Raw genomic sequence first — 24,801 nt, 5'->3', positions numbered from 1 at the left:
TTATAACAGATTTTATGAAATACCCCACACAAAGAAAGACAAAAAAATGATACGTTAAAAGTAAAACATAAATATAGCAGTAGGCTGTATAGGGATAGAGGGAGTTTATAATATGAAAAAGAATAAACGTCTAGATCTCATCGCAACGGTAGTTAAGAATAACCGATTTAACAAAAAGGAAGAGATTGCAGATTACATCGATACGCATTTCGGGGTACGCTATAGCGTAACTACGATTTCAAGAGATTTGAAAGAATTAAAGATTTTTAAAGTTCCAGCTGTAAGTAATCAATCCTATTATAAAAAGTTAGATAATACGCAACAAATGGATGCTAAAACGAAACTGCTACATTATTACGACAGTGAAATTAAAAGTATCATAATAAAAGATAGCTACATACTTATCAAAACATCTCCAGGATTTGCGCAATGCATTAATTATTTTATTGATCGAATGAATATTAATGAAATATTAGGGACAGTAGGTGGCAATGACACATTGATGGTACTAACTAATTCTGAAGAAATGGCTAAATATGTGCATTATAAATTATTTAATCATAAATATTCAAATTAATGTATAAAATATAATGTAGATTTACTTTTTTATATTATCTATAATAGAGTGTAACGCACCTAAATTATAATGTTCATAACCTAAGTAGTTATATAAATGTAGATACAAATCACGGGTGTTTATAAATACAGAATAATGCATAAAAAACTTTTCTTAAAAATATTATCATGCGAAAATAAATGGAATATACATAAAAAGCACCAAATACTTAATGATTTTGTATATTCAATCACAAATATGCATTGAATAACCAGAAAGCATGAACTAGCACACATTCATATTGTGAAAACAATCACATAAACATTTTTGAAAGCGCTTTATACTCTAATTGTAGATAAATAAAGGAGGAAATGAATATGACACAAGGACCTATTCAAGTAAACAGTGAAATCGGTAGATTAAAAACAGTATTACTCAAACGACCTGGTAAAGAATTAGAAAATTTAGTACCAGATCACTTAAGTGGCTTGCTATTCGATGATATTCCTTATTTAAAAGTGGCGCAAGAAGAGCACGACAAATTTGCACAAACACTTCGTGATGAAGGTGTGGAAGTTGTTTATTTAGAAAAACTAGCAGCTGAAGCAATTGCAGATAAAGATGTGCGAGAACAGTTCATTGACGATATTCTTGCAGAATCTCAAAAAACAGTATTAGGACATGAAGCTGAAATTAAAACGTTTTTTGCGAAGTTATCAGATCAAGAATTAATCGACAAAATTATGGCTGGTGTAAGAAAAGAAGAAATTGAACTTAAAACAACACATCTCGTTGAATATATGGATGATAGATATCCATTCTATTTAGACCCAATGCCTAACCTTTACTTTACACGTGACCCTCAAGCATCAGTAGGTAGAGGTATGACAATTAACAGAATGTATTGGAGAGCACGTCGCAGAGAATCACTATTTATGACATACATTTTAAAATATCATCCAAGATTTAAAGATGCAGATGTGCCAGTATGGTTAGACCGAAACTCACCATTTAATATCGAAGGTGGAGATGAATTAATTCTATCTAAAGAAGCTTTAGCCATTGGTATTTCTGAACGTACATCAGCACAAGCAATTGAACGCTTAGCACGTAATATATTTAAAGATGAATCTACGACATTCAAAAAAGTAATTGCGATTGAAATTCCAAATAGTCGTACGTTCATGCATTTAGATACAGTATTCACAATGATTGACTACGATAAATTCACAGTACATTCAGCTATTTTCAAAGAAGAAAATAACATGAATTTATTTACGATTGAATACGATGAAGCAAAAGATGATATCAAAATTACACATTCTAATAAACTACGTGAAACGCTAGCAGACGTACTTGGCGTTGAAAAAATCGAGTTTATCCCAACTGGTAATGGTGACGTGATAGACGGCGCACGTGAACAATGGAATGACGGTTCAAACACGCTATGTATACGCCCAGGTGTGGTCGTTACTTATGACCGAAACTACGTATCAAACCAATTACTTCGTGATAAAGGCATTAAAGTGCTTGAAATTACTGGTAGTGAACTTGTTCGTGGACGTGGGGGCCCAAGATGTATGAGCCAACCATTATTTAGAGAAGATATTTAAAGTATTTCGAGCAAACGTAAGGACTTTTTTGAAAAATACATCGCAGGGAAAGTGATGTAGAAATATAACACAAGGAGAAGGGTTTGAAGCAGGGTTACCAGATAATTGAATAATGATGCTTCAAGCCCTTAATTTAAAAGTAATCCTCCTTAGAAGGGGAAATGAATTATGAATGAATCAGACACAAACAAACTTGGTAAAACGTCACTTATTGGTTTAGTCATTGGTTCTATGATTGGTGGCGGTGCGTTCAACATCATTTCTGATATGGGTGGTCAAGCCGGTGGTTTAGCAATTATGATTGGATGGATTATCACCGCAATTGGAATGATTTCACTCGCATTTGTCTTCCAAAATCTCACTAATGTAAGACCAGACTTAGAAGGTGGAATTTACAGTTATGCACAAGCTGGATTTGGCGATTTTATTGGTTTCTCAAGTGCTTGGGGCTACTGGTTTGCTGCGTTTCTAGGTAACGTAGCCTATGCAACATTATTGATGTCAGCAGTAGGTAACTTCTTCCCAATCTTCAAAGGTGGTAATACGCTACCAAGTATTATCGTCGCTTCCTTCTTATTATGGGGTGTGCACTTCTTAATACTTAGAGGTGTTGAAACCGCAGCATTTATCAATAGTATTGTAACTGTTGCAAAGTTAATCCCTATATTCTTAGTCATCATTTGTATGATTGTAGTATTTAATTTCGATACATTTAAAGCAGGATTCTACGGAATGACAAGCGGTGGTACAGGTATATTTAGTTGGGGCGATACAATGTCTCAAGTTAAGAGTACAATGCTTGTAACCGTATGGGTGTTCACTGGTATTGAAGGTGCAGTGGTATTCTCAGGTCGTGCTAAATCGAAAAAAGACGTAGGTACAGCTACAGTAATTGGACTTGTTTCAGTACTTGTTATTTACTTCTTAATGACCGTATTGGCACAAGGCGTTATTCAACAAAACCAAATTGCTGATCTTGCAAGTCCATCAATGGCACAAGTGTTAGAACACATCGTTGGTCATTGGGGTTCAGTACTCGTTAATATTGGTTTAATTATTTCTGTTTTAGGTGCATGGCTTGGTTGGACATTACTAGCTGGTGAGCTACCATTTATAGTGGCTAAAGATGGCTTGTTCCCGAAATGGTTTGCTAAAGAAAATAAAAATAAAGCACCTATCAATGCATTATTAATTACAAACATTCTAGTACAAATATTCTTAATTAGCATGTTATTTACAGATAGTGCATATCAATTTGCGTTTTCACTTGCATCAAGCGCGATTTTAATTCCGTATATGTTTAGTGCCTTTTATCAATTAAAATACACAATAGAGCATAAAGGACACGCTACAGTGAAACAATGGGCAATCGGTATTATTGCATCAATCTATGCGATATGGCTTGTATACGCTGCAGGTATAGATTACTTGTTATTAACCATGTTGCTCTACATCCCTGGTCTATTTGTTTATCGTTTCGTACAACATAATAACCATAAACCATTAACGAAAGGTGACTATATCTTGTTTGCAGTCATTATCATACTTGCAATAATAGGTATCATTCGCTTAGCGATGGGAAGCGTTTCAGTATTCTAATAAAAAGTTTTAAAAGATTTAGGAGTGTATCTCAATGGCCGGAAAGACATATATCAACAACAGAGATAATGATTTAAGTGAAGGACTCAAACAATTAGCGTCTTACTTAAATATTCCAACAGGTGTCATTCAAGCTTTCAAGAGTGAATGTTTCGTGCGACGTTACAATAAAGGACAAATCATATATTATTCATCTGATCAGCCCACCTATGTGTATTTGTTACTAGACGGTATTGTTTTGCGTGAAACAATTAATGAAGATGGGGACGCTTATCGTAAACTGAATAAAGAGCAGCTATTATTTCCGTTAAATCATCTCTTTCGAAAAATTGAATTAAACGAGATGTGCACAGCTATAACACCATGTAATGTAATAGGCATACCTAAAGATATGTTGGAATATCTATGTAAAAATCATGACGACATATTTGTTACACTGTTCGAAAAGTTAAATAACGAACTTGAACTACTAATGGAATACAATATGGCATTAACCACAAAGTTGGCGAGAGAGCGCATTGAGAAAGTATTATATTATTTATGCCATGCAATAGGATACGATCATGATGAATTCTACGAAATTAAACATATCATGACCATTCAATTACTGAGTGATTTAGCAGGTATTTCACGTGAAACAACTGGCCATATTGTACATGAATTAAAAGAAGAGAAAAAATTAATAAAAAATGGCAAAAACTGGATGGTTATAAAGTAATAAATAAGACACAAAGCCCCCTTTATATACAAAAAGCGTTTATATTAAACTACCAAACCGATATAAACACAATAATTGCTACTTAAGACGTTGGTGACATCACTAACGTCTTTTTGCATGCTTGGGTAACACCTTTTTCAGAAAAAGTGTAAAATAGATATAATCATTTATTATTAGAAGGGGCGACAATCAACATGGCACTCATGACAATCAATTACTTATCACCATCTTTAGGTATGCAACAATCATTTGTAGCAATTATTCCAGAAGACGCTAGTTTCTTCGACGAAACACAATCACCTAAATCTTATAAATCACTTATGCTATTGCATGGATTATCAAGTGATGCAACGTCGTATACACGCTTTACCAGTGTTGAGCGATATGCAGATGAACATCAATTAGCTATCATAATGCCGAATGCAGATCATAGTGGTTATGCAAATATGACGTACGGTCATAGTTATTATGACCATATATTGGAAGTGTATCACTACGCTCATAAGCTACTTCCATTATCACCAAAACGTGAAGATAATTTTATTGCAGGTCATTCAATGGGTGGTTATGGCACGATGAAATTTGCATTAACACAAGGAAGACTCTTCTCTAAAGCATCGCCATTGTCTGCTGTCTTTCAAGCGCAAGGGTTAATGGAACTTGATTATCCTGATTTCGTACCAAAAGCAATTACAGGGGAAGATACAACTATCAAAGGTACTGAACTCGATACATATCATTTAGTTGATGAAGCGGTCGAAAAAAGATTGACTATACCTAAGTTGTTGATTCAATGTGGTACAGAAGATTTCTTATATGAAGATAATCAACAATTTATGACATACTTGGATGATAAAGGAATTGACTATCAATATGAAGAAGGTCCTGGAGAACATGATTATGCATTCTGGGATAAGGCCATCAAACGCACAATTGAATGGTTAGTAGAAGAATAGTAATGAAAATGAATTTGGAATCAAAATGATGAATAATAGCACGAGGCTGGGACAAAATAAAATGTCTCAGCCTACTTTATCATTTTGTCAGTAGCTGACTGATTTGAAAATGCGCTTGAATCAAGCTTTTTTCAAACCTAGTCATCCTTGCCGGGGTAGGCGGGCCCCAACAAAGAGAATTTCTTAAAGAAATTCTACAAGCAAAGCAAGTTGGGGTTCGGGGCCCCAACAACAAGAATTTTATTAAGAAATTCTACAAGCTAAGCAAGTTGGGGTTACAACGAAATAAATTTTGAGAAAATATTATTTCTGTCCCACTCCCGTGCTTTGAATAATTTTTAAAATGCTGAATATCTAACTTGAGTGATTGACAAAAATTAGGGAACAACCTATCATTGATAATGAAAACGTTTTCATCAAAGGTGGTACTATGGCAACAATTAAAGATGTAGCTCAGAGAGCAGGGTTATCTATATCGACGGTTTCAAGATATTTAAATCATCATCCTTATATTTCTGAGGACAAGAAAATTAAAATCCAACAAGCGATGGATGAACTTGATTATGTGCCTAATTCAGTCGCTATGCAATTGCGTTCTAACAAGTCTTATACGATTGGTATCATTGTACCTAGAATTACGAATCCATATTTCGCGTATTTGATTGATGCAATTGATAAAGAAATTAAAGGCACACCATACCATACGTTAATTATGCAAACATATAATGATAAAGAAGAGGAATTAAGATTATTAAATATGTTTAAGCAAAGACACATTGCTGGTGTGATTATGGGCGCACTTGAAAATGACATAGAGGTTTTAGAGACGTATACGAAATATGGACCTATTATTTTATCGGCAGATCAATCAATGCAGTCTGATAAAGTAAAGATTATACATACCAACCAACGTCAAACGACGTATGATGCCATTCAATACTTAATTAATAAAGGATATCGAAACATAGCTTATTGCACGGACAATAATTACTATGATCATTGCTTCAATAAACCTAGAAATGTCGGATTTAGAGTAGCGATGAAAGATAATGGTCTAGATATTAGAAATGAATGGATTTTTAATAATGTTCATACAATTGAAGATGGTGAGCAGATAGGGAAAATATTGTTGCGGCAAGAACAGTTACCAGATGCTATATTTACAGGTAGCGATGAAGTGGCATTAGGGTTAATGCACTTTATGACTGCCCATCAAATAGATATTCCTAACCAAATCGCCATTATGGGATATGATAACCAACCCATTTCTAGTTTTTTGAAGATTCCATTATCGACAGTCAATCAACCAGTCAATGACATTGGTAAGCAATTGATTAACTATTTATTGGCATTACTTGAAGAGACAGAATTTGAAATCAAAGATGATGTATTAAAATTAAATATCGTAGAACGACAAAGCACATAAATAGAGCCTTCCATTTCGAATTTTAAACGAAGTGGAAGGCTTGTTTTGATTTATTTAATTATTTCAATTGTGAATGGAACGACGTAATCCTCACCTTTATTGCATGAAACAATTGCTAATATCGTATAAGTGATGTTGGCAATGATTAAAGCCATTAGAGCGAAATAACCAATTAAAATGAAAGTCAATAAGAAACTAACAATACCGTAGATACCGTAACTAATAGCGAAATTCAGGCAATTTTTCCCTTGCTTATCAATGTATTCAGATTCGTCTTTTTTGACTAACCAAATCACTAAAGGTGCTACAAAACTTGTGAAAAAGGTTAAGACCCACATAATCATTGCCAGTGTTTTATCTTCTTTTGAAACATGGTTAAACATTTGCGGATGTTTGGATTGGTTTTGCAAATTCATTCTTTATTCCCAACTTTCTAAGTGTTTTGAACTGCTTGAGCTTAGTATACCTACAAGGTACGTCAATTTTTGTCGTAGTAAAAAGATGTATCTTACATTTTTTATTTTATTGTTGTTTAATAAAGTAGAATCATTCATTTTCCAAAAATGGGAGGTAACTATGACTAAAACAACTGACACGCTAGAGCTGTATTTAAAGTTTATGTCTGGCGAACGCTTATCTAAGGCACAAATAGGCGACATCATAGGTAAAAAATCTGACAGAACCGTGCAGCGTTATATCGCACATTTAAATGACTTCTTTGCTAACAGAACGGATATGGCGCATTTGAAGATAACGATGAATACGACAGACCGTAAATATGAAATGGTCCACAATAGTAGTGAAACTTTTGATAAAACACAGGTGCTAGCGATATTAAAAATTCTTATTTCAACAAGAGGACTATCTGAAGATGAATTACAAATGATTGTGAATAACCTTACGAAACATATGTCTGATGAGAACCAACGTGTAATTGAAAAGGCCATTCAATCTGAATTAGTTCATTATGAGCCCATGAATCATGGAGAGCCATTATTAAATAAAGTTTGGGATTTAAATCATATTATTCAACAAAATCGCGTGATTGAATTTAACTATTTTAATGCAATGAACAAAGGGCGTACACATGTCATCAAACCGATGTATATTACATTTTCTGAACTGTACTTTTATTTAGTAGGTGTTAATGATAAAGAGCAGGTACTCATTTTTAGGATAGATCGAATTCAAGAATATAAAGTATTGAACACTAAATTTAACGTTCCGAATTCACCTTATATTAGAGAAGGTGCATTGAAACAACGTATCTATTTCATGTATGGCGGTCATTGGAAGAAAGTGAGCTTTGAATTTAATGGTGGGATTATAGAATCCGTTCTTGATCGGTTCCCAACTGCTCAATTATTGAAAAAAGATTACACCAATAACCGATTTGTAGTAGAAATTGAAGTCATCGGCGATGGTATTTTAATGTGGCTACTATCTCAAGGTTCACGTATCAAAGTGCTATCGCCAAATAGTTTGAAAGAGAAACATATAGCTGAAATTGAAAAGATACTTGGGAACTATAGGTAGACAATTTTTGTCTATGCTATGCGGTAAAATGTTATCAAATTAGTCATAGAGGTGTTGTAATAATGATTAAACTAGATAACGAAGCGAAGAAGTTAGCTAAAAAAGCACTGCTAAAACCTAAATTTCTAAGAACACAAGTAGAACAAGTTATCGTAACAATGTATAAAAGAGAATTATGTAGTAAAGTCAACAAAAACAAATATTTCTAATTGTTATTTTTTAGTAAATTGTATAGATACCTTATTTTAAATATAAAAAGTATAGCAAAATATTAATTTAATAATTATAATAAAAATGTATCATTCAAATACAAAAGGTAGGAATACATATGATACCCAAATACACGCAAGTCGAAATAAGTAAGCGCATACAAAAAGAAATAGAACTCAGTGGTTTAGAACCAGTTATGTATGCTGAACACCATGACTATGACACTAAGCAGCTACTTAAGCTTTTAAATCCATCTTTAATATGGCTAGCGCAAGATTATCAACTCGCAGCTACAATATTAAAGACAACACCTGAAATACTTCTAGAACATTTACCTCAAGAAGACTTAGATAGCATTTCATTTCGTGCATTGGAGAATACAGAAGAAATTAACCACAGAGTCAAACAACTCGATGACATCTTCCAATTGCTGACATATCAATTAAAGATTGGAAGTGAGTCGCGTGACTGAATCATACCGTGAAACAATAGAACGTATTATTCCAGTAGCTGAACAATTCATTTCAGATCACAAACTCCAATATCCGATAACGAATTCAACACAAGTGTTATCTGAAATGGGCTACTACATTGTAAAAGCACAAGCACCTAATAATTTATCCGGTTTTTATATGAAGAAGGATCGATTTCCGTTCATCTTTGTGAATACAAATCATAGTAAAGGACGTCAACAATTTTCGATGTGGCATGAAGTATACCACCATTACATGAATCATCAGAATGGAATTAGTGATTTTAATCATAAGTCATTGGAAGAAAGAGAAGCGGAAATATTTGCAGGTATTGTGTTATTACCAAATGCAGAAATTCAAAAATGGATGGCAGCATATGATGATATTATGTGCCCCGATGTGATTGCGCGCATGAGTGTACATTATCAGATTAGTTTTGGTGCAGCTATGATAAGAGCAATGCAGCTGAATCCTATTCCACGTGATACGTATCAACAATTGAGTGCACTCTCTCGAATAGATCACAAGGCTCAATTGTATGCAATTTACACAGATAATGATTTACCAACAGATATCTTAGAACCGACAAATGATATTCAAATCTCGCCTAATATTATGACGGTGCTAGAACATAACTATAATGAAGGGCTCGTTTCTGGAGCAAAGATCAATGAAATTATCGACAAAATAGAGGTCCTCAATCATGACTAATAAGGGTATGACGCCGCCAATTGTTGATACAGATATATGGGTATATCTTATATTATCAGGCTATTATGAACGTATTATTGCATATTACGGTTATTTGCAATTTTCCGATGTTGTAGAAAAAGAAATACTAAAATGGCAAAGTAATACGCAAGAATTTTCAAATGTAGCGCGTGTATTTAAAAATTTAAAAGACCAGCATGATGTCAGAGTTATACATTTTGACGATTTTGATGCATTGTCACAAGCAAGCATCAATCACACACTTAGTGAATACGGATTAAAAACCGTAGATATTTTAGAAAAAAACAAAGGTGAATTTACAAGTTTACTATACGCCTTACATAAAGACATACATCGATTTAAAACAAACGATCGAAAGTTCAAAGAAGAAGTTGAAGACACATTAGATGAAACATTTACCTTCGTCAATTGGATAGACATCTTAGATAATTACAGCACCAACTTCAAAGAGAAACTTGAAATTCAAAAACAAGTTGATACCAAACAACTAAAAATGAAAAAACAAAACCATGATCACAAACATACTAAACAAGACCCAAGATGGGATAAATTGAAGCAATTAATGAGGTAATATGATTTTATTATTAGAAAATGATAAGGGAGTTTAACTATGGAAAACATTGAAATTTCAGTGGATTACACAAGATATTTAGATAACTTAAAAGAATTTATTATTAAATTTGATATGCTAAAAGTCGAAAAAAGTAGCAGAGAAGAAAAAGAAAAGCATATTAAAATTCTTAAAGAGTCTTATAATAAAATGTTTCTATATCAGCTTTACAAAGATAAAAATTTGATTGCAATTACTGGTCTTCAAGGTGCAGGAAAAACTAGTTTAACAAGAGATTACTTTGATATACCTAAAGATATTCTTCCAGAAAATAACTCACGAGGAGAAAAATTGCCCGTCTTTATCACCGTTTCTGATGTTAAAGAAATCGAAGCTTTTAAATATATTAAAGTAATTGAAAATGACAAAGTGAGTATTAGACAAGAAAAAATTGATTCTGAAAATTTAAAAGAAATGTCAATGAATCCGGATGAAAATAAAGATTTATGGCTTCAATTAGTGTTGCCCATTGAAGAAAATAAGTTTAATGATCCAAATACTTACATTGTGTTATTGCCAGGATTTGAAAGAGAAAATAATGATTTTTCTCAAAAACTTTTAGAATTTATAATTAATATATCGAAATCATCAATAGTAGTAATCGATAAAAATGAAACAGCTCGTAAAAGTTCAACTCTAAATTTAAAAAGAATAGAGAATAAATTTTCTAATTTAAAACCTATCATTACTTTAACTCATGGTGACGAAAATCCAGAAGAGAATGAAGAAATTAGAAAGGATATAATTAAAAGATTAAATGTTACAGATGATAAAAGAGTAATAGTTACAGGACCTAAAGGTATGTTTAGTGATGAGTGGCAAAAAGATTTAACAAGCCTTTTAACTGAATATTCTGGTGCTCAAGAAAATGAAAATGAGAAAAGACAATCTTCTATGCAAGATCTATTAATAGAAATATATTCAAGTTTAGAAGCTATCAATTATTTATTGGAAGACGAAGCAAGAATTCTTGATATTAAAGACTATACTCATGAATTATCAAATAGTGGTAACATTTTTAAAAATGAATATGAACAGTATCTTAAAGAGTTAGAAAAAGAATTATTAAATAAAATGGAAATAGTGAAAAATAATAAAACAGAAGCAATTATAGATTTTATTGAAAACAATAACTCTTTTTTAAAAAATATTAAATCAAAAATATTTGGTAGAAATTTAAAAGATGAAATGACATTTAAAAATGAAATAATATCTATATGGGATGGTAAATATGATAACTTATCTACGCTTTCAAATATGAATGAAGTAGCACATAAACAATTATCAAAATATAATGATATATTCACACTTCCTGAATCTAATTCAGACAATGATGTTTATAAAAATGCATTAATTAAACAAGATAATAGAATACAAAAATTAAAAAATTATTTTGGTGGTAGCGAGGAAATTGAAGCATTAGATAAAAGTGATATAAGAGGTCTAGTTTATATGGGAGCTAATTTTTTAACTAGTACTTTCAAAGAAATGGAAAAACCTAATGAAGCTAGTAAATTATTAGACACAGTTAATAACTATGATAAAGGAAGCTTAAGTAATAATAAAAATAATGAAATTAATATTCAAGTTTTTAATGAAGATGAATCTCAAGATGGAATTGAAACAGGGAAAAAATTAGCAGCTACTATTCCTGTAATTTTAGGTATAGATATTGCATCTGATGGTGAAGCAAATATTATTGAACAAGGGGTAAGTGGTGCTCAAAGTATTTCTGATAGTTTGAAGGAAATTAACATACCTATTTCGAGTAGAGCAATAATTGCATTAGCTGGGATTTCAGGAGCAGCAGTAATAGCGAGTTATGCAGTAACAAAAAATATTCAAGATATGAATAAAAGACAGTTTGAAGCCTATGCTAATGCTTCATTTTTTATTGATGCATTAGCACAATCACAAGTAAATGGATATATTAATAGTTTAAGAAATGTATTTGAAGTAATGGAACAAAAGATTATTTATAAACACTCGGTCCTTAAAGGTGAAGATGAACAGCACAGTAATGTAGAAAAATGCCAATATTTATTAAATAATGTAACAAAAATAACAGAAGCATCTATTGAAAAGAGTCAGTATGAAGAACTATTATTCTAATTATTACGCTAGCTGGGAATGGACCGAACCGATTGTTGAGAGATATTTAGAAAATTTCACTAAATTTGATGCCACACAGGCAAATTTTAAAGGACAGGTATATGTAGGTGTTTACGGTCCAACACAAGTAGGAAAAACAACTTTTATTTTAAATTTAATTGGCATTAATGAAAATAAATTGAACGAATTATCGCAAGCATTAAGAGGTAAACAATCCAAAGGTAAGTCTTCTACTGTAACAGCAACATTATATGAAAAAAATCCTAATGACAATTTTGAAATAATATTTCCGACAAAAGAAAAACAAACATGTGAAACATGTGAAGAGCTTTCAGTTATATTAAAAAAATTTAGAACTAAAGTGACAACTCAAAATTATGAAGCTATGGATGAAATGATAATTAGGATACCTAAAAGTTATTTTTACAGTAAAAATCATGAGGATAATTTAATAATTGTAGACTTGCCAGGTGATGACACTAAGGATGAAAGCGAAGAAAAGCATGTTGAAAATATTTTGAATAAATATTTAGTTTTATGTAAAACTATTGTAATTATGGAAATAGGTACAAAAATAAATAATTTATATCAATTACCATTAGATTCTATGAAAGGATGGGTTAAAGATTCTTCAAGATTTATGATTGTTTTAACTAGAGCAGCTTCTAATAGGGACGTACAAGAAAAATTATTAAGTGGTAAATTAGAAAGTTTAGAACAAATGAAAAATTATTACTTTAATGATTTAGAAAGGGCAGCAATAGAAAATCAAGGCGTTGAAGAATTTAATATACCTTTTTTCTTTTTTGAATTGGGTGGAAGTTTAGAGGTAATTAAAAATACTAATAAAGATATGTATGATAAACTAAGAAATTTCAATAAAAAAATTTTACTGAATTAATTGAGCAATTACATAAAAACAACTTGCCTGAGTTTAAGATTAAAGGATTAAAGAGTATTTCTTCAGATATTGAGAAATTAAAAAGAAAAAACTTAGAAGAACTAAATAATAAGAAATTAACCACAGAAAGAAAAATAGTTGATATAAATAATAGGGTGAAAGAATTAGATAAATTGTTTGATAGTCATACTCAAACTATTACAAACGAAAAAGAAAAATGGAAAGAACTAAAAAACAACCTCTTTTTAGAAAATGCGTTAAAAATAATTGAAAATAAGTATGAAGATTATAAATTTGATAAATATAAAATGAAATATGAAGATATCAATGGTCCTTATCAAATGATGATGTTTGAAATAATACCTTATTTAGAGAATTTAAAACGTACACTTAAATTTTCTCTAAATTTAAATAACAACTTCTATCAAGGTATAATTAACAAAATAGATGTTATTATTAATAGTGGACCCTTATCAGTTGATTTTACACTTTTACGTAAAGTACATACCTATGAATATTACTATGCTGTAAATGATATATATGATCGCATTACTAAAATAAAAGAAGAATTGGAAAGTTATATATCATTAGCATATAAAAAATTTATTGAAAAATATGAGAATAAATTGAAAGCTTTTAGTTCATCTTATGAGAAAGAAATTTTAAGTAAAGAATCATCAATATTAGCAGCATTAAATAAAGATATTGAATTAGCTCAAATCGAATGGGATAAAGAAGTGGAAAAAGTCGATTTATTAGAAAACATATTTATTGAAGAATATATAAATCAAATGAGCATCTTGAAGCAAAGACTTTATGATAAAAATGAAAATAAAAATAATAAGCCATACATTATCATAGAAATGAATATTATAACTAATCAAACTGAGAGGGTATTAAATATAAATGGATAATAAAGAAACACCGCAAGAAAATTTAAAAAAATTACAAGTGTATAATGAACTTAAGCAAGCTAATAATGAGATTTTTAATGAAATAATAGATAATTCTTCATTTTTAGAAGCAATGAAACTACAAACATTGGAAGTAGAAAATTTATCTAATGATACATCTAAAATAAAAAATATAGATTTTACTTTAACAAAAAACTCGAAATCTATTCGAGCAATTAATGAAAATTTAGAAACAATCAAACGAAATTTTGAGGAAGAAATTAATAAAGTATATGAAAGTAGTAAGAAAAATAATTTAGATATAATTGAAAAAATAGAACTGCAAAATTCAATTATTCAAAATAATTTAAAAAGTTCGATGCAAGAAATATCAAAAGATAATTCTAATACTCAAGAAATAATAGATAAAAGGTTGGATGAAATTTTAAAGGAATTTTTAAAATCAAATGAAGAGTTAATATTACAGAGTGAGAACAGTAAAACTGCTTATGAAAATCTTAATCAAAATTTATTAAATGATATTTCTCAAAAAAATGATAACATAACATCTCTTTTTAATAATGAATTAAATGATATCAAAAAAGAAAATAAAAATGATAAAAATGACATAGAGCTAAAATTAAAGAAATCAGAAGAAACTTATGAAAATAAATTGAATCAAATAAAAGAAGAACTATTAAACAAAGCTAATCAAAATGAAGAGAAATCAAAAAAAGGTATAATTATTAATACTGTTATAGGTGTAACGAATTTTATACTATTAATTATTCTTATGATATTGAACTTTGTATAAAAATATAAAAGTTATGCTAATTAGTTTACTTTAAATTCAAACAAATATATATCTTACTATTAAAATTTTTGTTATGAATTAACTGTAATGAAATCTAGGACAAATGATTGGAATTATGTGATGATTAATAGTATCTTAATAAACTACAAATTTAACATGGATTCTTTGCGATAATAAGGCTAATTAATGATCTAAAACAACATAATACTTATTATATTGACTAGTGGAATATATGTCACCAAAATCACGGTCTGATAAGATTAACTGGTTACCAGTGATGTACAAATTCTCAAATGCACTTGATAAAGTATTTAAATAAATAGATGATTCAGGTGAAGATAATTAACACAAAAGACTGCTCAAATGATGTGCACCCCATAAAGTTAGATTTTTCAGTCCAACTTTTGGGGTTCAGTACAAACCAGCAGTCTTTTTGATTTCCAAAAAATAAATGGATTTCGCTAATGTTACTATGTCATTAATCTATCATCACAGTTCTCTCTCGACTTTCCAATAGATAATAAATAAATACCATACCATTACTACCAACTCTATGCCTAAACCGGTCATAATGATAGCGTCAGTACTTCTCATCATACCTACAATTTCAATCACTACTCCGATAATTCCAAACAATAATAACACCCATATGTATTTTAGAGAATAGGTACCAAATTGTTTTTGTGCTTTAATCCAATTGCGATCATTGGCCATGGATTTCTTTGTTCGATACCCATACCAACCATTGCGCTCGGTAGGTGGATTATTTTTAAAAATATATCCTAAACACCCCATAATGACACTTAGTGGTAATAATATCATGTTTTAACTCCCTTAATAATTTATCGACTATACAACTAAATGATATATTAAAATTTTTTCTTATTCAAATTGCATTAAAATTAGTAATTGTCTAAAATAAAAATTAAAGAGTTCGTTAATAAATGTTATGCAACTCAACAAAATTATGTTCTGAATATAAAAGGCGCTAATATTCTTCATTGAAAGAAGGCGTACATAGTGGTTAAGTATTATGTTAGTTGTTTAGTACTATTTTTCACTTTTGCAATTCTCTGTGGCATGGCACTGGCCGAAGATGTTACTGATGAAGCATCAGTGGTTGCAGTAGGAGATAATTTAATACACCCCGTTGTTTATAATGATGCACTGCAACAAGATGGGTCATTCAATTTTAAGCCTATGTATTCACATATTAAGAACGACATACAATCACCTGACCTTGCATTTATTAATCAAGAATCTCCATTAGGTGGGGATGATCGCCCATTTTCAGGATTTAAGAACTTCAATACTCCGAGTCAGATTGCTCAAGATGTTGTCGAAACCGGCTTTGATATGGTCAATGGTGCCAATAATCATTCTTTGGATCAAGGTGATGAAGGTGTCTTAAACCATCTCAAGACATGGAATAAGTTTGATAAACAAGTTTTATTTACAGGTATTTTTAATTCGGAAAAGGATTCTCAAACGATACCAGTTATGACTGTGAATGGAATCAAGGTGAGTTTACTAAGTTATACATATGGTACAAACGAAATGACATCACAATATCCTTACACGATTAAAAAGTTTAATGAAAAGACGATTCAACGAGATGTAAGACAAGCAAAAAAGCAGAGTGATGTCGTGATGGTGTCTGTCCATTGGGGATTGGAAAATCACCACCAACCGAATCATACGCAAAAGAAGTATGCACAATTATTTGCGGATGAGGGCGTAGATGTCGTTATAGGCACCCATCCCCATGTTATCCAACCTGTTGAATGGGTGAAGAGTCAAAATGATAACCATCAAACATTGGTCGCATATTCATTAGGTAACTTTCTAAATGGACAAGATACTGGAAATGAACATAATCAATTATTAGGAAGATTGAATTTTGATATTGTTAAAGTGCCTAAAGGTGCACATATTGAAAATGTGAAGTGGACGAGTATGGTCAATCATTACCAACAGTGGGATCCTACCAACAAAGACACGAGACATGATTTTGAAGTGTACAATTTAGATGATTATAATCAGAATTTAGCTCAACAACATGGATTAAGAAACGATAAGAAAAGTCAATGGGATATAAAACATCTACAAGATATCACGAAAGATGTTATTGATTCTGAATACTTGGATGAAAAGAGTATATAACGAACAAGGCTAATGTTACCGTCAATATGACGTTACATTAGCCTTGATTCATGCAGTTTAATTATTCAAAATGGTTCCTTTATTAGCAACGATAGTTTGGTTTTATCCGACGTCTTCCATTACTAAAGCTTGAGCACCTATTTTAGCATTGTCTCCAATTTTAACTCCTCCTAAAATAGTGGCACCTGCTCCAATTAGTACATTATCCCCTATAACAGGTGTTCCATGCTTTCCGCGTCCACCCATGGTAACATTTTGAAGAATCTTACAATTTTTTCCAATAATCGTTCTTTCATGTATAACGCATCCCAATCCACTATGAGCAAAGCGTGTGCCCTCACCAATTTTCACACTTCTTGGGATGTCTGTTGCAAAAATTAAACGATTCATTTGTTGCATAGCTCTAGGTATGACTGGGATATTTTTATTATATAGTCTAGTCATTAAAAATACTGATTTATTCATTAAAGACATTAACATTCCCCTCCACTTTAAATATAAATAACTTTTTATTAATCATCAATATGTAAAGTGTATATTTAATTAAACATACTTATAAATAATGTTTATTGTTCAATAAAAAGACACTAAACTAGTGTTAAAAGTTTAGTGTCATACTCATGAATAAATCTTTATTTATTTTGTGCTGCAAAGGCTTTTGAAATGTCGCGGAGTTTAGCTGGTGCGTCATCCCATTTCATTGTGACTTCAGTGAAGTGTAATTGCTCTGGAGCAGCGTTAATGGCGTCAAAGACATTCTGTAAGTCATTCGATGTCTTCACGTCATGCACAACGACGTTATCGCCACCGAACACTTTCGGTAGAGCTTTATAATCCCACATACGGATATCATTGTACGTTTCTTCCATACCATGGATTAAACGTTCTACTGTATAACCATCGTTATTAATCACGAAGATAATCGGTTTGATATCTTGGCGAATCATCGTAGATAACTCTTGAACTGTAAGTTGTAATGAGCCATCCCCGATTAATAAGATGTTACGGCGATTTGGATCAGCCATTTGCGTACCTAGAGTAGCTGGCAGTGTATAACCGATAGAACCCCATAATGGTTGTCCTATAAACGTCATGTCTTTCGGTAAAGCTAAATCATACGCACCGAAGAATGATGTACCTTGTTCGGCTAATAAGACATCATCATCTTTAATAAAGTGTTGCATCATGTCAAAGTAAGTTGATTGCGTTAAAATATCATCTGATAATACGACTTCTTTTGATGCCCCTTTTTCAAAAGTAGGGAACGAGCCCTCATATCGATAATCAATGGTATTAAGTCCATCAATTAAGCTAGGTAGCGTCACATCTTCAGCAACCGTTTCATTCAATTTAAAGTTATGATGATTAAGCATAACCACATCATCAATATCAAATTCATAAGAGAAACCGGCTGTAGCTGAGTCAGTTAATTTAGCACCAATATTTAAAATGGCATCACTGTTATCGACATAATCTTTAATTTGGTCTTCTGCAATTTTGCCATCATAAATGCCAATATAATATGGATTCTCTTCGTTAAACGCCCCTTTACCTAATGATAATTGAGCGACTGGAATGTGTGTTTGATTAACAAATTGCTCGAGTGCTTTGTGTAAGTGGAAACTGTTGATTTCATGACCTGTGATAATGACTGGTTGTGACGCAGTGCGTAGTTTGTCAGCGACCATATCAATATATCGATTAACATTTACGTCTGGAGCTGGTGCGACATCATACTTTGAATCTACCTCGATTTCAGTCATTGCAACATCAATAGGAAGATGAATGTGCACTGGGCGGCGTTCATGAATAGCAGCATTAATGACTCTAGGAATTTCAGTTGTTGCATTCTCAGCAGTAATGTATGCTTGCGCTGTCGTAATGTGTTCGAACATCTTTTGATAGCTATCGAAACGACCTTCACCCAATGAATGGTGCACATATTTACCGGCTTGTTCTACTGCTTGCGTTGGCGCGCCTGTAATTGCAATCACTGGGACACGTTCAGCATACGAACCTGCGATACCGTTAACAGCACTTAATTCACCAACACCAAATGTCGTAACGAGCACGCCTAGTCCATTGATACGTGCATAGCCATCTGCAGCATAACTACCATTAAGTTCATTGGTTGTGCCAACCCATTCCACACCGTCATGACGTACGATGTCATCTAGAAATGCTAGGTTGAAGTCTCCTGGCACGCCAAAGATTTTGTCGACGCCTGCACGATGTACTGCATCCATTAAGTATTGTCCTACACGTTGTTTCATATTCATTCCACCTTTATTTATAAATTAGAATACACTTACAATATAATTATATTGACTAATAAAGTCAATTTTGTTGACCTTTTTTCGACTGTTTTTTGAAAATTGATTATAATATGTATAATCATTCATAAATGGAAAAGGAAAGAAGTCTATGGATAGTAATAAAAATGATTATGAACATATGTTATTTTACTTCGCATATAAGACATTTATAAAAACGGCAGATGAAATTATTGAAAAATACGACATGAGTCGTCAGCACCATCGCTTTTTATTCTTTATTAATAAATTGCCTGGTATTACCATTAAGCAATTATTAAAGACATTAGAAATCTCGAAGCAAGGATCACATGCGACGTTGCGTAAATTGAAGGAAGAAGGGTTAATTGTTGAACAAACATCTGAAGAAGATCGACGTGTGAAACAATTATTTCCAACGCCTAAAGGCAGTAAGTTAGTTGATAAATTAAATAAAGCACAAAATGAATTAATGCAGAGTACCTTTCAGAAGGTAGGACATGATTGGTATGACATCATGGAAGAACTATCGAATTACAGAGAAGGATTTCAAGATATTCAGCATTTGAAAGATGAGAAGTAAATAGGACTGAATGGGAAAAAAGGCATTGCGTAAATGACTACGCAACGCCTTTTAGTATGGTTATTAGAAATTTTTACCCATTTCTTGTGCTTCAGCAATTGAAGCGGCTTTAATTTCTTCTGTTCTCTCTGGTTCCGCATTATGACCTTCAATAATTACATTTTCGTATGAAGGTACACCTAAGAATGTCATGATTGTTCTTAAGTAACGGTCGCCACTTTCAACATCTGCAGCTGGACCTTCTGAGTAGAACCCACCACGTGATTGAATGTGTAATACTTTTTTATCTGTTAAAAGACCTTGAGGACCTTCAGCAGTGTATTTGAATGTTTTACCTGCAATTGAAATTGCGTCAATGTACGCTTTCAATACAGGTGGGAATGATAAGTTCCACATTGGTGAAACAAACACATATTTATCAGCTGAAAGGAATTCTTCTAAAATTTCACTGAAACGATCTACTTTTTGTTGTTCATCTTGATTAAGTTCATCGCCATTTCTTAATTTACCCCAACCAGTTAATACATCTTTATCAATAACAGGGATATCTTCTTTGAATAAATCAATATGTTTCACTTCATCACTAGCGTGATTTTCTTTGTATGATTCAATAAATGCTTTACCAGCAGCCATAGAATTAGAAGCTAATTCATTTAATGGGTGAGCTGTAATGTATAATAATTTTGCCACAGTCGTGCACCTCAAATATATTTATTTCGAAATCGATATAATTAATATACTCGATTTTTAAAATAATACAATACTTTTCATAAAAAATCAGACCAATGGTGTATAAGATAGTGAAACGTGACTTTAAAAATGAACAATTTTAAGTGTATAATATAGGTAAATTTAGATTTAAATATTTAAGAAATCTAATAAATGTAGAACCTTAAAGGAGTGATAGACATGAAGGGATTATTAATTACAGTAGTTTTAGGCGTAGCTGCATATGTTGGTTTCAAAAAATACCAAAACAAAGTAAACGAAATGCCAAATATTGAATATTAATTTTTTAGGCCAAGATATTTCAGTGTAGAAGTATCTTGGTTTTTATATATTTATATGTAATATACATAATAATTGTATCTCTGAGATAATTTTCGATTAATGCAAAGATGAATGTAAAATAGAGTTTTTTCAAAAATTAATGAATTTATTTCATGCAGACATATATTGACCGTTCAAAATTGTATAATGTACGGATAAAGAAACCTGAATGATGCAATCGGAATTGTTGAGAAATAAACTTAGTTATTTGAAAAACTACACTGTTCTTATTGATGTAGTTCATTTGTTGCGTATTTACATGATATTTACACTAGATTAAAGTTATATTTGAATAAATATTATATGATAAAATGAATTGGTTTTATTTTAAAATGTGATTAACCATTAAATGAAATGACTATCAAAATTTTTTATAATTATAAAAAATTCTATTGATTATATTTTAATATTTTGTTGTAAAAATCATATTAAAAATATAAAATTAATAACGAAATCAGTTATTGGAGGTTACCATGGAAAATACATTGGATTTTACAAAAATATGGGAAATCATTAAGAAAAATTGGAAATTATTAGTATTATTACCAATTGTTTTCTTACTTATTAGTTTAGTTTACACATTTTTTATTGCTAGCCCTAAGTATGAGGCTTCTACACAAGTACTTGTTAATGAGAAAGAAAAAGATAAAGATATGATGGCGCAACAAGTACAAAGTAACATTCAATTAGTTAATACATACTCAGAAATTTTAAAAAGTCCTAGAATCTTAGATGAAGTAGCAAAGGACCATAAAGAATATTCAACATCTCAATTAAATAAAATGGTGTCAGTTAATACTGAAGCTGAATCTCAGATATTAAATTTAAGCGTGAGAGCGAATAGTGAAGAAAAATCAGAAAAAATTACAAATGATGTAGCCAAAGTATTTAAAAAGCAAATTCCAGACATTATGAACGTTGATAACGTGACGGTTTTATCTAGTGCAGATGGAACTGCTTCAAAAGTATCTCCTAAAACATTGGTTAATATTGTTGGAAGCTTATTGTTAGGGTTAATTGTAGCGGCTATTATCATTGCACTTAAGGAAATATTTGATAAGAGAATTAGAACTGAAGAAGACGTTGAAAAAGAACTTGAAATACCAGTACTAGGATCTATTCCTATGATTAAGTAATTAAGGAGATTAGTAATTATGGCAAAAAAAGAAGTTAGAAAAAAATTAGAAACGCCTCTTTACGCACATGATAAACCCAAATCTATAACTAGTGAAAAATTTAGAGGTATTCGTTCAAATATTATGTTCTCTAGTGCTAATAACGAGATTAAAAGTATTATTGTAACTTCAGAGAAACCTGCTGCAGGTAAAAGTATTGTTTCAGCTAACATTGCAGTAACATATGCTCAAGCTGGATATAAAACTTTGATTATAGACGGTGATATGCGTAAGCCTACACAACAATATAATTTCGAAACAGCAAACTATGATGGTCTTTCCAATTTAATCATTGGCAAAAGTGATTTTGATAAAGCAATTCGTAGTACAAGAGTAGAGAATTTGGATTTATTGACATCTGGTCCAGTACCACCTAATCCATCTGAGTTAATTGCATCGAATAGATTTAAGGATATTTATAATCAGTTAATGGATATGTATGATTTCATTTTAATTGATACACCACCAGTTACTTCTGTGACAGATGCTCAAGTATTTTTACAAATCGTTAAAGATTGCGTAATGATTATTGATACTGAAAAAAATAATAAAAATGAAATCAAAAAAGCAAAACAATTGATAGAGCAAGCTGATGGACACATTATTGGTGCCGTTTTGAATAAAACAGCAACGGACAAAACATCTAACTATTATAACTACTATGGAGATGAAGATTAAAATGATAGACATTCATAATCATATATTAATAGATGTTGATGACGGTCCGAAAAATAAAGAGGAAATGCTTAAATTACTTAAACAGGCAAAAGGTGAAGGGGTTACTAAAATTATTGCAACCCCTCATCATTTAAGCCCTACGTTTAATAATGAGTATCAAATAGTAGAAAGTAAACTACATGAATTATTGGATTTAAAAGAAGTTAAAGAATTAGGGATTAAGATTTATCCAGGGCAAGAAATTAGAATAAGTGATCAGATCATTCTGCAACTAGAAAAAGGCGAGGCTATTGGGTTGAACCATTCGAAGTACTTGTTAATCGAGTTTCCTTCTGGAGGGGTTCCACACTATACGAATCGTCTTTTCTTTGAATTACAATCAAAAGGCTATGTACCAATTATTGCTCATCCTGAACGTAATAAAGAGATTAGTCAAAACTTGGACGTTTTATTTGATTTAGTTAACGGTGGAGCGCTAAGTCAACTTACTTCTGCTTCCTTAATAGGTAAACATGGTAAGAAATTACAAAAGGTTTCAATTCAAATGATTGAAAACAACCTAGTTCATTTTATAGCTTCAGATGCACATCACGATACCAATAGACCCTTCATATTGGAGAGCTTATTTAATGATAAAAAGCTGAACAAGTATCAAGAGCAAATTAAGCAATTAATCAATAACGCTCAACAAGTTATTGAAAATAAAGAAATAAGAAAAAAACAACCAACCCAAGATTATAAGCAAAAGAAACTGTTTGGCCTGTTTTAACACAAGGAGAGTAAGTTAGGAGGAGAGACGTGGATAAATTAAGTGCAAGAGGACGTCTTCTAATATTAATTATAATCGATTCATTAATTGTAGCTTTTTCAGTTTTTATCTGCTATACCATTTTACAACCTTATTTTGAAGGGTATTCACATAAAATTTTGATTTTAACATCATTAATTTTATTGGTTTCTCATCATGTATTTGCATATATATTTAATTTGTACCATCGTGCTTGGGAGTATGCCAGTGTTAATGAATTGCTACTAATAGTTGAAGCTGTGACATGTTCAATATTAGCGACTATAGTTTTAATACCAATTTTCACAGGACATCCTCCGTTCTTCAGATTATATCTAATTACATGGATGATGCATTTAATTTTAATTGGTGGCTCACGAATATCATGGCGAATTGGACGAAGTTTTGTAGTAGGTAAACAAAAAAAGAAAAAACCAACACTTATCGTAGGGGCAGGCCGAGGAGGTTCATTGCTAATAAGACAAATGTTAAGAAGCCCGGAAATGGGACTTGAACCAGTATTGGCAGTAGATGATGACCCACAAAAGCGTAAATTGACGATTGCTGAAGGCGTTAAAGTGCAAGGTAAAGTTGATGATATTCCTAACTTAGTTAATAAGTTTAGAATTAAAAGGATTATCATTGCAATTCCAACTTTAAGTCCTACGAGACTAAAAGAAATTAATGATATTTGTAATAGTACAGGGATAGAGTTATTTAAAATGCCTAGTATAGAACAAGTACTATCAGGTGAATTGGAAGTAAACCAACTTAAGCGCGTAGAAGTCGAAGACTTACTTGGGCGTGAACCAGTTGAACTTGATATGGCTATGATTTCTAAGGAATTAACACATAAAACAATTCTTGTCACAGGTGCAGGTGGTTCAATTGGATCAGAAATTTGTGGCTCTACGTCAAATCGGAC

Annotated in this window: 27 protein-coding genes; 22 read left to right on the top strand and 5 right to left on the bottom strand. The window is 31.5% G+C overall.

The genetic code is table 11. The features are described from left to right. The first annotated feature begins 112 nt into the window (after positions 1-112). From F1592_RS03310 to F1592_RS03285, 6 genes are all read left to right on the top strand, one after another. Positions 113-577 carry an arginine repressor gene (locus F1592_RS03310; RefSeq protein WP_011274692.1) on the top strand — a complete coding sequence of 155 codons (465 nt, stop codon included), beginning with the start codon at positions 113-115 and terminating at the stop codon, positions 575-577. A 356-nt stretch (positions 578-933) separates the two neighbouring features. Further along, positions 934-2,169 carry an arginine deiminase gene (gene arcA, locus F1592_RS03305; RefSeq protein ID WP_011274693.1) on the top strand — a complete coding sequence of 412 codons (1,236 nt, stop codon included), beginning with the start codon at positions 934-936 and terminating at the stop codon, positions 2,167-2,169. A gap of 168 nt (positions 2,170-2,337) precedes the next feature. Next, positions 2,338-3,768, top strand: a complete 1,431-nt coding sequence (gene arcD / locus F1592_RS03300; protein ID WP_053016288.1) for an arginine-ornithine antiporter — start codon at positions 2,338-2,340, stop codon at positions 3,766-3,768. 34 nt (positions 3,769-3,802) lie between these two features. Further along, positions 3,803-4,486 (top strand): Crp/Fnr family transcriptional regulator, encoded by a 684-nt coding sequence (locus F1592_RS03295; protein ID WP_033079670.1) that lies wholly within the window; start codon positions 3,803-3,805, stop codon positions 4,484-4,486. A gap of 194 nt (positions 4,487-4,680) precedes the next feature. Then, the gene (locus tag F1592_RS03290; RefSeq protein WP_107609920.1) at positions 4,681-5,442 is read left to right on the top strand and encodes an alpha/beta hydrolase; all 762 of its coding nucleotides are present in this window, start codon (positions 4,681-4,683) and stop codon (positions 5,440-5,442) included. 430 nt (positions 5,443-5,872) lie between these two features. Further along, a complete protein-coding gene (locus tag F1592_RS03285; protein WP_053016290.1) occupies positions 5,873-6,868 on the top strand; it encodes a LacI family DNA-binding transcriptional regulator in 996 nt (331 codons plus the stop codon). A gap of 50 nt (positions 6,869-6,918) precedes the next feature. Here F1592_RS03285 and F1592_RS03280 read toward each other — a convergent pair whose 3' ends face one another. Further along, positions 6,919-7,284 (bottom strand): DUF4870 domain-containing protein, encoded by a 366-nt coding sequence (locus tag F1592_RS03280; protein WP_053016291.1) that lies wholly within the window; start codon positions 7,282-7,284, stop codon positions 6,919-6,921. 160 nt (positions 7,285-7,444) lie between these two features. Here F1592_RS03280 and F1592_RS03275 point away from each other — a divergent pair, with 160 nt between their 5' ends. The 9 genes from F1592_RS03275 to F1592_RS03240 all read left to right on the top strand — a co-directional run bounded on the left by F1592_RS03275 (position 7,445) and on the right by F1592_RS03240 (position 15,149). Next, a complete protein-coding gene (locus F1592_RS03275; protein WP_053016292.1) occupies positions 7,445-8,404 on the top strand; it encodes a helix-turn-helix transcriptional regulator in 960 nt (319 codons plus the stop codon). 62 nt (positions 8,405-8,466) lie between these two features. Continuing rightward, positions 8,467-8,613: a hypothetical protein gene (locus F1592_RS13575; protein WP_154266286.1), complete on the top strand. Its 147-nt coding sequence runs from the start codon at positions 8,467-8,469 to the stop codon at positions 8,611-8,613. A 119-nt stretch (positions 8,614-8,732) separates the two neighbouring features. Continuing rightward, positions 8,733-9,086: a hypothetical protein gene (locus F1592_RS03270; protein ID WP_223197205.1), complete on the top strand. Its 354-nt coding sequence runs from the start codon at positions 8,733-8,735 to the stop codon at positions 9,084-9,086. Beyond that, entirely contained in the window at positions 9,079-9,798 is a 720-nt protein-coding gene (locus F1592_RS03265; RefSeq protein ID WP_149809673.1) for an ImmA/IrrE family metallo-endopeptidase, read from the top strand. The genes F1592_RS03270 and F1592_RS03265 overlap by 8 nt, the downstream gene beginning before the upstream one ends. Next, entirely contained in the window at positions 9,791-10,390 is a 600-nt protein-coding gene (locus F1592_RS03260; RefSeq protein ID WP_053016295.1) for a hypothetical protein, read from the top strand. The genes F1592_RS03265 and F1592_RS03260 overlap by 8 nt, the downstream gene beginning before the upstream one ends. A 39-nt stretch (positions 10,391-10,429) precedes the next feature. Next, on the top strand, positions 10,430-12,541 hold the full coding sequence (locus F1592_RS03255; RefSeq protein ID WP_053016296.1) for a ligand-binding sensor domain-containing protein: 2,112 nt from the start codon (positions 10,430-10,432) through the stop codon (positions 12,539-12,541). Continuing rightward, the gene (locus F1592_RS03250) at positions 12,522-13,442 is read left to right on the top strand and encodes a hypothetical protein (protein ID WP_149809674.1); all 921 of its coding nucleotides are present in this window, start codon (positions 12,522-12,524) and stop codon (positions 13,440-13,442) included. Before F1592_RS03255 ends, F1592_RS03250 begins: the two co-directional genes overlap by 20 nt. Before the next feature lie 23 nt (positions 13,443-13,465). Beyond that, positions 13,466-14,356, top strand: coding sequence for a hypothetical protein (locus F1592_RS03245; protein ID WP_149809675.1), 891 nt, complete (start codon positions 13,466-13,468; stop codon positions 14,354-14,356). Further along, positions 14,349-15,149, top strand: a complete 801-nt coding sequence (locus F1592_RS03240; protein WP_149809676.1) for a hypothetical protein — start codon at positions 14,349-14,351, stop codon at positions 15,147-15,149. The genes F1592_RS03245 and F1592_RS03240 overlap by 8 nt, the downstream gene beginning before the upstream one ends. A gap of 489 nt (positions 15,150-15,638) precedes the next feature. On the opposite strand, the gene F1592_RS03235 is transcribed toward F1592_RS03240, so the two are convergent. Beyond that, positions 15,639-15,944: an SdpI family protein gene (locus F1592_RS03235; protein ID WP_223197204.1), complete on the bottom strand. Its 306-nt coding sequence runs from the start codon at positions 15,942-15,944 to the stop codon at positions 15,639-15,641. A gap of 225 nt (positions 15,945-16,169) precedes the next feature. Here F1592_RS03235 and F1592_RS03230 point away from each other — a divergent pair, with 225 nt between their 5' ends. Then, complete coding sequence (locus F1592_RS03230; RefSeq protein ID WP_053016300.1) at positions 16,170-17,312, top strand: CapA family protein; 1,143 nt, start codon at positions 16,170-16,172, stop codon at positions 17,310-17,312. 102 nt (positions 17,313-17,414) lie between these two features. On the opposite strand, the gene F1592_RS13970 is transcribed toward F1592_RS03230, so the two are convergent. Further along, positions 17,415-17,786 carry a serine O-acetyltransferase gene (locus F1592_RS13970; protein ID WP_149809677.1) on the bottom strand — a complete coding sequence of 124 codons (372 nt, stop codon included), beginning with the start codon at positions 17,784-17,786 and terminating at the stop codon, positions 17,415-17,417. 158 nt (positions 17,787-17,944) lie between these two features. Next, positions 17,945-19,585 carry an alpha-keto acid decarboxylase family protein gene (locus F1592_RS03220; protein ID WP_053016302.1) on the bottom strand — a complete coding sequence of 547 codons (1,641 nt, stop codon included), beginning with the start codon at positions 19,583-19,585 and terminating at the stop codon, positions 17,945-17,947. A 151-nt stretch (positions 19,586-19,736) separates the two neighbouring features. Here F1592_RS03220 and F1592_RS03215 point away from each other — a divergent pair, with 151 nt between their 5' ends. Next, a complete protein-coding gene (locus F1592_RS03215; protein ID WP_033079678.1) occupies positions 19,737-20,186 on the top strand; it encodes a MarR family winged helix-turn-helix transcriptional regulator in 450 nt (149 codons plus the stop codon). 63 nt (positions 20,187-20,249) lie between these two features. Here F1592_RS03215 and F1592_RS03210 read toward each other — a convergent pair whose 3' ends face one another. After that, positions 20,250-20,876 (bottom strand): FMN-dependent NADH-azoreductase, encoded by a 627-nt coding sequence (locus F1592_RS03210; RefSeq protein WP_053016303.1) that lies wholly within the window; start codon positions 20,874-20,876, stop codon positions 20,250-20,252. A gap of 219 nt (positions 20,877-21,095) precedes the next feature. Here F1592_RS03210 and F1592_RS03205 point away from each other — a divergent pair, with 219 nt between their 5' ends. From F1592_RS03205 to F1592_RS03185, 5 genes are all read left to right on the top strand, one after another. Next, a complete protein-coding gene (locus tag F1592_RS03205; protein WP_016930637.1) occupies positions 21,096-21,197 on the top strand; it encodes an SE2200 family small protein in 102 nt (33 codons plus the stop codon). 512 nt (positions 21,198-21,709) lie between these two features. Further along, positions 21,710-22,372 carry a Wzz/FepE/Etk N-terminal domain-containing protein gene (locus tag F1592_RS03200; RefSeq protein WP_053016304.1) on the top strand — a complete coding sequence of 221 codons (663 nt, stop codon included), beginning with the start codon at positions 21,710-21,712 and terminating at the stop codon, positions 22,370-22,372. Positions 22,373-22,390: 18 nt separating this feature from the next. After that, positions 22,391-23,089: a polysaccharide biosynthesis tyrosine autokinase gene (locus tag F1592_RS03195; RefSeq protein ID WP_053016305.1), complete on the top strand. Its 699-nt coding sequence runs from the start codon at positions 22,391-22,393 to the stop codon at positions 23,087-23,089. Position 23,090: 1 nt separating this feature from the next. Then, positions 23,091-23,858, top strand: a complete 768-nt coding sequence (locus tag F1592_RS03190; protein WP_053016306.1) for a tyrosine-protein phosphatase — start codon at positions 23,091-23,093, stop codon at positions 23,856-23,858. Positions 23,859-23,887: 29 nt separating this feature from the next. After that, positions 23,888-24,801: nucleoside-diphosphate sugar epimerase/dehydratase (locus tag F1592_RS03185; protein ID WP_149814156.1), on the top strand; the 914-nt coding region annotated here is incomplete at its 3' end.

Source organism: Staphylococcus sp. GDX7P312P (assembly GCF_008385775.1).
Classification (GTDB): Bacteria; Bacillota; Bacilli; order Staphylococcales; family Staphylococcaceae; genus Staphylococcus; species Staphylococcus haemolyticus.
Note: the sequence above shows the minus strand (reverse complement) of the source record. Positions and strands in the feature narration are given on the sequence as shown.